The organism is Geobacillus sp. Sah69, from assembly GCF_001414205.1.
GTDB lineage: Bacteria > Bacillota > Bacilli > Bacillales > Anoxybacillaceae > Geobacillus > Geobacillus stearothermophilus.
This window is the reverse complement of record NZ_LLKS01000034.1, coordinates 1-6,635: the sequence shown is the minus strand read 5'-3', so window position 1 is coordinate 6,635 and position 6,635 is coordinate 1. Positions and strand designations below refer to the sequence as shown.

Sequence of the window (6,635 nt, the reverse complement as noted above, 5' to 3'; positions counted from 1 at the left end):
MKCGGTCACCCGACACTACCAAGGCCATGAATGCGAAGGATGTCCGTTCCGTTCGGCCTGCACGACTTCCAAGTATGGACGAACCACGCAATGGAACCCCGTCTATCATGAACAAAAACAGAAAGCCCGCGAACGGTTGGAGAGTGAAGAAGGGCAAGCCCGATACCGCCAACGCCAAACCGACATTGAGAGTGTATTTGGGCAAATCAAACAAAATCGCGGGTTTCGTCGCTTTGTCCTGCGAGGCCTCCAAAAAGTTTCCATCGAATGGGGGCTGGTTTGTGCTGCCCACAATCTTCTCAAAAAAGCCGCTAGGGACAAGCAATTGTCCTTGGTGGCGTAAATGAGGGGGAGAACAGAGTCGGAATTTTGTTCCGTTTGGTAAAATATACAAAAACCAGAGAGGGCTGACTCCAAAAGTCCGCTTTTTGGCGGACTTTTGGGTCAGCCCCTTTTTGCCTGGCGCCGTATGAACCGTCCTTTTGATGCTGCCCTCAATATGGATCGCCGCTTCCTTCCTCCGCCGCTAATTGCGCCTTTCGATAGCCGATTTTGGCAACCCAGATGCTCCCCTCATACAAAAGCGTCAGTGGAATCATGACGATCACTTGCGACAACACATCCGGCGGCGTAATGGCGGCCGCTAAAATAAGCAGCGCCAAATACGCATACTTGCGGATGCGAACAAGAAGCTGCGGCGTAATAAGCCCTAAGCGGGTGAAAAACAGGACAACAATCGGCAGCTGAAACACGATGCCAAACGGCAGCACGAGCTGCAGCAAAAACTGAAAATATTCATTAATGCCGATCATCTGTTGAATGCCGAGCCGTTCCGCCAGCTGATTCATAAACCGGACGACAAATGGAAACAAGACGAAATACGCAAAACCAACCCCGGCTAAAAATAGAATGATCGATGCTGGAATGTAGCTGAGCGTTGCTTTCCGCTCTTTTTCATACAGCCCCGGACTGACAAACGCCCAAATTTGATACAACAGCACCGGAGCGGTCAGTACAGCGGCGATGACAAAGGCAAACTGAAAATACACTTTAATCGGATCGGTGAGGCGGAACGCGTTCATCGTCAGCTGTTTCGCTTCCGCAGTGTGCTGCAAATACACAATGACGTCATCGACAAAAAAGAAGCTGGCTACAAGCGCCGCAACGAAAAAGAGAAGCACGATGATCAGCCGTTTCCGCAGCTCTCCGAGGTGTTCATACACGGACATTTCTTTGTCATTCATCGTTTCCCCATCCTGCCTTGTCATCGGTCGGTTTTTGTTTCTTCGTCATCAGCGAGCCCTTTTGTGGCGTCTTTAAACTCGCGAAGCGACTGGCCGAACGACCGCCCCAACTCCGGCAGCTTTTTCGTGCCAAACAGCAACAAAATGACAAGAACGAGCAACAAATATTTCATGTGTTGTTCTCTCCTTTTTACGATGGCGATGGATAGTTTTTCAAAAAATAGACGAGCGACTGCAGCTCAATGGCTAAATCGATATGATGGACGCGAATATGGTTCGGCACGTTCAGCCGCGCCGGAGTAAAGTTTAAAATGCCTTTAATTCCTTGCGCGACAAGGCGGTCGGTCAGCGCTTGAGCCGCGGCGGCCGGCACGGTTAAAATCGCGACCGGAATGTCGCCGCGAAGCCGCTCCTCCAGCTCATCGAGATGATAGACCGGCACCCCGCCGACTGTCGTTCCGACCTTCCGTTCATCGACATCAAACGCCATGACAATTTTCGTGTTGTTATTTTTCGAAAAGTTGTAGTTTAAAAAGGCGGTGCCTAAATTGCCGACGCCAAACAGAGCGACTTCGGTCACTTCGTCCTCTTCAAGTGTCTGGCGGAAAAACGACAACAAATAATTGACATTATACCCGTATCCTTTTTTGCCGAGCGCGCCAAAATACGAAAAGTCGCGGCGAATTGTCGCCGGATCGACTTTCACCGCCTCGCTCAGCTCGGCGGAGGACACGCGCTGCTTCCCTGAGGCATGTAAATTTTTCAAAAACCGATAGTATAACGGCAGACGCTTGGCAGTCGCCTGCGGGATTTTCGGTTGTTCGTTGCTCATCGTTTCATCCCCCAGCTAATCGGTTTTCCGTCGATAATGGCCGGACTTCCCGCCCGTTTTTTCGACCAAATACGTTGGACCGATCGTCATTCCTTTATCGAGCGATTTGCACATGTCGTACACAGTCAATGCGCATACCGAAGCCGCCGTCAGCGCTTCCATCTCCACTCCTGTGCTCCCTTTCGTTTTGACCGTCACGGTAATCACAAGTTTATACGCTTCCGCCTCTTTTTCCCAAGCAAAGGCAATATCGACGCCTTTTAACATAAGCGGATGGCACATCGGAATAAGATCGGCCGTTTTTTTCGCCGCCATGACCCCGGCCACCTGGGCTACCGCCAGCACATCACCTTTCTCAATGGCATTGTTCGTCATCTTTTCGTAAATCTCTTCATTGACGGTGACGCTCGTTCTCGCCACCGCTATCCTGATCGTATCTTCCTTGTGTGTAATGTCGACCATTTTCGCCCGGCCTTGTTCATTGAAATGCGTAAACGATGACAAGACAATCTCCTCCATTTATCACTATACACCATTTTTCGTTATCTGTCTTTGACCGTTTTCGCGACTTACGTTAAACTATTCGCGAGGTGACGGACATGATCATTTTGCAAGTGAATGGACTCACGAAATATTTTGGCGCTGACCTTATTTTATCGAATATAAAACTAGAAATACAGTCCCGCGCCCGCATTGCTCTTGTCGGCCGCAACGGCGCAGGCAAATCGACGCTGCTGAAGATCATCGCCGGCGAACTTTCTTCCGACAGCGGTGAAATCATCAAGCCAAGCCATATCAAAATCGGCTATTTGGCGCAAAACAGCGGGCTCGACTCGTCACGCTCCATTTGGGACGAGATGCTGGACGTATTCGCGCCGCTCCGGGCGATCGAAGCGCAGCTGGCAGAGCTCGGCGCCCAGCTTGGCGACCCGGATCTGCTCGCCGATCCGTCCCGCTACGAAAAAACGCTTCAAGCGTATGACAACTTGCAAGAGCAATACAAAGAACAAGGGGGCTATCAGTATGAAGCCGACATCCGCTCTGTTTTGCACGGGCTGCAATTTTCGTCATACGATTACCAAACAACGCCCGTTTCCTCGCTAAGCGGCGGACAGCGGACGCGGCTCGCCCTTGGAAAACTGCTGTTGGCCAAGCCGGACTTGCTTATTTTAGACGAGCCGACGAACCATTTGGACCTCGATACGCTCACATGGCTCGAGCAATATTTACAGGCATACCCCGGCGCCGTTCTGCTCGTTTCCCATGACCGCTACTTTTTGGACAAAGTCGTCACCGAAGTGTACGAGCTGTCCAACGCGACGCTTAAGCGGTATAGCGGCAATTACAGCCGCTATTTGGAGCTTCGGGCCGAGCAATACGAACAAGAGCTAAAACGATACGAAAAGCAACAGGAGGAAATCGCCCGCCTCGAAGACTTCATCCGGCGCAACATCGCCCGCGCCTCGACAACGAAACGGGCGCAAAGCCGGCGAAAGCAGCTCGAAAAAATGGAGCGGCTTGAACGCCCGGCCGGAGATGAAAAATCAGCTTCTTTTTCTTTTGCGATTGAGCGGCCGAGCGGCCATGAGGTGCTCACCGCAGAGCAATTGACCGCCGGCTATCGCGAAGGCGCACCGGTCATCCGCCAAATCAGCTTTCGCATCACACGGGGGGAGAGTGTCGCCTTGGTCGGACCAAACGGCATCGGCAAGTCGACATTGTTGAAGACGATCGCCGGAAAGCTCCCAGTCCAATCCGGAAAGCTCCGGTACGGTGCAAATGTGAAAATCGGCTATTACGACCAAAACCAGGCGGAACTGTCGACAAACAAACGAGTGCTCGACGAGTTGTGGGACGCCTACCCGGACAAAACCGAAAAAGAAATTCGCACCGTGCTCGGCAACTTTTTGTTTTCCGGCGACGACGTCTTAAAACCGGTTTCCGCCTTAAGCGGCGGAGAGAAAGCACGCCTGGCGCTCGCCAAACTCATGCTGCAAAAAGCCAACGTTCTCTTGTTGGATGAACCGACCAACCATCTCGACCTTGACAGCAAAGAGATGCTCGAGCAGGCGCTTGTCGACTATCCGGGAACGATCTTGTTCGTCTCCCACGACCGCTATTTCATTAATCGCATCGCGACAAAGCTGTTTGAACTCTCGGGCGATGGGCTTGTCGAATATTTAGGAGACTATGACTATTACGTGGCGAAAAAAGAAGAAATGCGCGAATTGGCGCGCCTGGACTCCCACCCGCCCGCATCACCGGACAGCGGCGAAACAGCCAAATCCACATACGAGCAAGAAAAAGAGGAAAAAAGACGACAGCGCCAACGGCAGCGCCGTCTGGAAGAGATCGAAGCCGAGATCGCCGCACTGGAAGCACAAATCGCTGAAACCGAGCAGCAGCTGTGCGACCCGTCTGTATACGGCGATTATGAAACCGTGCAGCAGCTCACGCAAGAAAACGAAAAGCGGAAACAGCAGCTTGAAACGTTATTGGCCGAGTGGGAACAGCTCTACGCCTCGTTTTGAGACAATCCGCTGCCAGGGAACGCCAACACGGGCATCTAGCGACTTCATGTGCACTGCTCGTGCGCATCTCCGCGCCAGGCCGATCACAGGCCAACTCGTTTAGCAGCCTTTTGCCTTGTTCATGAAAGCTGCTTCTTAGGTGAAGGACGATGACTGACAAGAGGGTGTCCCCAAAGGATTGGAACACCCTCTTTCGTTGCATATATATGCTTGCTGTTTCTGCCGCACTAGACGTGCGCCTATCTTGAAGGCAGGCGACCTTTTAGGTCAGCCCCGTTTTTGTGTTAATCACATTATCCACAAAGAAATCCACACTTTTCCGTGAAAATCCCCACCACTTGGTGAGTGCGGTATACGCTCCTGATCCGTGAGGGTATACTGAAAATGGCCAAAAAAGGCAATAGGAAAGCAGAGGTGCCCGATTTTAGGCATCTCGTATAACCTGTCTGCCTTTTGGCTAGACTAAATAAGTTGTGGTTGGCGGAACGGCTCTTTGCGGGAGATCATGCAAAAGATGATCACCAACATCCGCCGAGCAATGGCGATGAGGGCTTTTTTCTTCCCGCACCGGGCCGCCAACGACCAAAACTTTCGGGACAAGGGATGCGTCTTGGATCGAGCTGCTGACCATGCCGCCTCGCATAACGCCGATCGGAGATGGGGATTGCCTTTTGTCGTGCGCGTGCTCTTTCGCTTTCCGGCGCTTTCATGGTTGCCGGGGGACAATCCAGTCCATGAAGCCGCCCGTTCCGGCGTTTCAAAGACGCTCATGTCGGTTCCCATCTCGGCGATGATGACGGCGGCGGTTTGTTTTTTCACTCCGGGCATGGTCATCAGCAGGTTCACTTCCTCGCGATACGGCTCGAGCAGGCGGGCGATGTGTTGGTCGACTTCTTCGATGAGCCGCTCCAATTCCTCAACGTGTTTCCACAAGAGGCGACGGAGACGGAGCTCGTGTTCGGTCAAGGTGCCGAGCAGCGAATCGTACACCGCTTGCTTTTTCTTTTTGAGCCTTCCGCGCAGGCATTGATCCAACTCGTCCTTGTCCACGTATCCCTTCTCCAGCAGCCGGGCGAGGATGTCTTTTCCGGAAACGCCGAAGAGATCGGAGAGGACCGAGCCGAGTTTGACATTGGAAGACTCGAGCACTTTTTGAATCCGGTTTTTCTCCGAAGTCAGCTGTCCGACCCACTTTTTGCGGAGGCGGGTAAAATCCCGCAATTCGCGAATATCCGCYGGGGGGACGAAACTTTTTTCAACGAGTCCATGGCGGAGCAGCTTGGCGATCCACTCGGCGTCCGAGACATCGGTTTTTCTTCCCGGGACATTTTTGATCCGCTGCGGATTGGCCAGTGTCAAGTCGACATAGCCCTCGAGGAAGGCGAAGACCGGTTTCCAATACACGCCGGTGGATTCCATGGCGACATGGGTAACGCCATGTTCTTCGAGCCACTCGAGCAGGTCACCAAGTCCCTTCGAGAACGTGGAGAAGGTTTGAATGTCCTTTTGAATGTGTCCATCTTCTTCCCATAGCGCGCAGGCGACGATGGTTTCGGCATGAACATCCAATCCTGCGCAGCGAGGATAGATGACATCCATGATGAAAATCCTCCCTCTAGAAATGTTGATCTATCAAGGCTTTTCGGCCTCTCAGGGGTGTCCAAAAAATATTTTTCGACAAAATCCCTTACATCCTTTTTCAGTTTTGTGGATATTTTACAGACCTAGGGTGCGCTTCGCGGCCACGGCTGGTTATATTTTCCTGCCGCGGGGGGGAAGCATATTCGATGCACCCTTTGGATCTCCGCGTCGCTGATGAGGACGAACCCTCCCATGTCTCCGGGCGTCTTCGCGCCAACATTCCCTCGTTCGGTCTCGTCATCAGGCGGAGGCCGGCCAAGCTCCTTTRGGGACTCAAGGTCGAATGGATRAAATCACGCCAGCTTCTCCGGTGTCATCTCGTTGTCCAACGATTCTTCCGTTCGCAGGGGGGAGGCCTTAGGCCGCCCGTTGCACCTGGGACAAGAC

General features: G+C 52.6%; 7 protein-coding genes. 2 read left to right on the top strand and 5 right to left on the bottom strand.

The window, feature by feature from the left end; translation table 11 throughout:
* On the top strand, window positions 1-343 hold a 343-nt coding region (locus AP057_RS08825), incomplete at its 5' end, for a transposase (RefSeq protein WP_152968869.1).
* A gap of 151 nt (window positions 344-494) precedes the next feature.
* Here AP057_RS08825 and tatC read toward each other — a convergent pair.
* Genes tatC through moaC form a run of 4 tightly spaced genes read right to left on the bottom strand, consistent with a single transcriptional unit; the run spans window position 495 to window position 2,580 of the window.
* Window positions 495-1,244, bottom strand: coding sequence for a twin-arginine translocase subunit TatC (tatC, locus tag AP057_RS08820; RefSeq protein ID WP_033016804.1), 750 nt, complete (start codon window positions 1,242-1,244; stop codon window positions 495-497).
* A gap of 20 nt (window positions 1,245-1,264) precedes the next feature.
* Entirely contained in the window at window positions 1,265-1,417 is a 153-nt protein-coding gene (tatA, locus tag AP057_RS08815; RefSeq protein ID WP_031406010.1) for a twin-arginine translocase TatA/TatE family subunit, read from the bottom strand.
* A gap of 17 nt (window positions 1,418-1,434) precedes the next feature.
* Entirely contained in the window at window positions 1,435-2,076 is a 642-nt protein-coding gene (locus AP057_RS08810) for a redox-sensing transcriptional repressor Rex (protein WP_033010037.1), read from the bottom strand.
* Between the two features lie 15 nt (window positions 2,077-2,091).
* Complete coding sequence (gene moaC / locus AP057_RS08805) at window positions 2,092-2,580, bottom strand: cyclic pyranopterin monophosphate synthase MoaC (RefSeq protein ID WP_055358561.1); 489 nt, start codon at window positions 2,578-2,580, stop codon at window positions 2,092-2,094.
* 95 nt (window positions 2,581-2,675) lie between these two features.
* Here moaC and abc-f point away from each other — a divergent pair, with 95 nt between their 5' ends.
* Window positions 2,676-4,607 (top strand): ribosomal protection-like ABC-F family protein, encoded by a 1,932-nt coding sequence (gene abc-f, locus AP057_RS08800; RefSeq protein ID WP_033016753.1) that lies wholly within the window; start codon window positions 2,676-2,678, stop codon window positions 4,605-4,607.
* A gap of 462 nt (window positions 4,608-5,069) precedes the next feature.
* Here abc-f and AP057_RS08795 read toward each other — a convergent pair whose 3' ends face one another.
* On the bottom strand, window positions 5,070-6,206 hold the full coding sequence (locus AP057_RS08795) for an IS110-like element ISGka2 family transposase (protein ID WP_055358559.1): 1,137 nt from the start codon (window positions 6,204-6,206) through the stop codon (window positions 5,070-5,072).
* Between the last annotated feature and the right edge of the window lie 429 nt (window positions 6,207-6,635).